The sequence below is a fragment of the Actinosynnema sp. NPDC023658 genome (assembly GCF_040639995.1).
Taxonomy (GTDB): Bacteria; Actinomycetota; Actinomycetes; order Mycobacteriales; family Pseudonocardiaceae; genus Actinosynnema.
Window position 1 is genome coordinate 1 of record NZ_JBFAAX010000744.1, and the last position, 2,807, is coordinate 2,807.

At 70.1% G+C, this 2,807-nt stretch carries 3 protein-coding genes; all 3 read right to left on the bottom strand.

What is annotated here, in order from left to right:
- The coding region (locus AB0G02_RS34095; protein ID WP_360802669.1) for a hypothetical protein at positions 1-404 on the bottom strand (404 nt) is incomplete at its 3' end.
- A 67-nt stretch (positions 405-471) separates the two neighbouring features.
- Positions 472-1,632: a pyridoxal-phosphate dependent enzyme gene (locus AB0G02_RS34100; RefSeq protein ID WP_360802672.1), complete on the bottom strand. Its 1,161-nt coding sequence runs from the start codon at positions 1,630-1,632 to the stop codon at positions 472-474.
- Positions 1,633-1,657: 25 nt separating this feature from the next.
- A partial coding sequence (locus tag AB0G02_RS34105; RefSeq protein WP_360802675.1) for an aromatic amino acid ammonia-lyase occupies positions 1,658-2,807 on the bottom strand: 1,150 nt, incomplete at its 5' end.

Genomic DNA, 2,807 nt, shown 5'->3' on the forward strand with positions numbered 1-2,807 from the left:
GCCGAAGGGGGACGGCAACCTGGGCAACCTGCCCAACCCGCTCGGCAACGGCGGCTCGGGCGGTCCGCGCGGTCGGTGAGCCGGGTACGCCGCCGAGGCATCCCCGACCGCGCCTCCGGCTCGGCGCCTGCGATGAGGGCATTGGTGACCAACCGCAGCTCGTCCGCCGCCCGGCTGGTGGCCGAGGCGTACTCGTCGATGAAATCGAGGATCAACGAGGGAACGGTCTCCGCGATTCTCTTTCCCTGTAACCACAGTATGACCGTGCCGAGCAGTTCGGCCTTTTCCGGGTCCTGACCCGACGACCGCAAGGCGTAGCGGGCCAGTGCTTCCAGGTCGAGCCTGTCCAGGCCGGTCATCTGCAGCCACTGCTCGAACCACTGTTCAACGACGGCATCGGACATCCGACCTCCCACTCGCCGTGGCGGCGACCCCACAGTCCCCGAGATTCGACAATAACGCGGGGCGCGGTCAGGCGAATGTGGCGACCGACCCGACCGAGCTGATGTTCACCAGGATCGACCTGCCCGCGGCACGGCGGGCCTCCGCGATCACCGCGGCCAACTGGTACCCGGTCTCCAGGGCCACCCTGCGACCCTCGGTCCTGGCGAACAGCGCGGCGGCGGCCTGAGCTTGGCCGGTGCTGACGGTGGTGGTCCGGATCAGGCCCTCGGCGTGGCAGCGGGCGACCGGCGCCGCCACGATCGTGGACCCGAGGCCGCCGATGTAGTCGGTGCCGAGCAGCCGCTCCAACCCGTACGTGTGCAGCTTCGGGTAGAAGCCCTGGTCGTCGATCGAGTACCGGCCCCACACGCCCTTGCTGACGATCGGGCACAGCTCGGACTCGGCGCACACCACCTCGGGTCCTTCCGCTCCGGACAGGAGGTCGGCGAGAAACGTGCCCGAGATGCCGAGCAGGTTGGCCCCGCCGCCGCAGCTGCCCACCACCACGTCCGGCCGCAGGTCACCGAGTTGTCCGCGAGCCTCCAGGCCGACGATCGTCTGCGGCAGGATGAAGTAGTTGTACACGCTGCCGAACACGTAACGGGCATCCGGCTGGCGCCGGGTGTACTCGACCGCGCGGTTGGCGGACAGCACGAGCGGATCGAACCGGGCGTCGTCGGGGTGGACCACCTCCACCCGGGCGCCGGCGGCGCGCATCAGCTCCGCGCGGTCGGGCCGCGCCCGCAGACTGGCCTCGTCGATGAAGCAGAGCACCTCCAGCCCGAACTCGGCCGCCGCCAGGGCCAGGGCGATCCCCCAGTTGCCCGTCGTCTCGGTGGTGATCCTCGCGATGCCGTCCTGCGCGCAGTGGTACGCGACCCACCAGGCGCTGTTCGCCTTGTGGTTGCCCGAAGGCGTCGCACCCTCGTCCTTGACGAACACCCGGCAGTCGTTGCCGACCGCCTCGGCGAACGTCCTCGCTTCGAACAGGGGAGTCGGGCGATAACGGGCGAACCTCTCCTGCAGCGGTTCGGGCACGGGCACCAGGAAGTCGGTGGACAGCTCCAGCGCGGCGAGGGAGGGCGGCAGCACGGCGGCCAGCCGGTCCAGGGTGATCGGATCACCCGTCTCCGGGTCCAGCACGGTGTCCGGGCAGTACGCGGACAGGTTCAGCAGCGTGTCGAACAAGGCGTCTCCACGGGGTTGGTTGCGGTCAGGCCAGGTCAGGTGAGGTCAGGTCCACGAACTTCCCGACGATCTGCCGGCCTTCCCCGCCCAGCGCGAACTCCCTGACCCGGTCGACCATCTCGTAGACCGGCGCCTCGTCCCGGTAGGCGGTCACGTGCTCCGCCAGCGCCGAGTGCCAGGCCGCGGCCGCCGGGCTGAGCCGCTGCGGGCCGAGCAGGTGGCTCGCCTGGAACAGGCAGCCGGCCAGCACGGCCAGCATGGAGCCGACGTTCTCGCACAGGGTCAGCGCCTTGCGCGCCGAGTTCAGGCTCATGCTCACGATGTCCTGGTTGCCGGCGTTGGAGGGCAGCGTCTTGACCGACGCGGGCGCGGCCAGGTCGAGGTTCTCCGCGGCGATGCTGGTGGCGAGGTACTGCGTCCCGCTCAGCCCGGAGGACAGCCCGCTGTCGTCGAGGGCGAGGAAGTCGGTCAGCTCCCCGTTGAGGTGGGGATCGACCAGGCGGTTGATCTGCCGCTCGACGAGCACGCCCACCTCGGTCAGCGCGATACCGAGGTAGTCGCAGGCCATGCCGACGTACTGACCGTGGAAGTTGCCGCCGTGGAAGGACTCCTCGGCGGTCTCGAAGATCAGCGGGTTGTCGTTGGAGGAGTTCAGTTCACGGGTGAGCACGGTCCGGCAGTACCGCATGGTGTCGTGGATCGGGCCGAGCACCTGGGGCACGCAGCGCAGCGAGTAGGCGGACTGGATGTAGACCCCGGCGTCGACGACGCCCTCGGTGTCCTGGGTGCGCGCGCTGATCTCGTTCATCAGGTCGACGTGCTCGCGGGTCAGGTCGTTGCCTTCGAGCAGCTCGCGCAGCGCCGACGCCACGGCGATCTGGCCGGGGTGGCCCTTCAGCTCGTGGCCGCGGGGGTCGAACGCCCTGGTGCTGCCGCGCAGGCATTGCACGTACAGGCCGGAGAGGAACACCGCGAGCCGGAGCAGGGCTTCCGCCCGCACCAGCGCCACGACGGCGGCCCCGGTGGACGCCGAGGTGCCGTTGATCAGTGCGAGCCCCTCCTTGAAACCCAGGGTCACCGGCTCCAGACCGAGTTCGGCGAGCACACCGGCGCTGTCGCGCTGCACGCCGCCGTGCACCACCCGGCCCTCCCCGCTGATCGGCAGCGCCATGTGG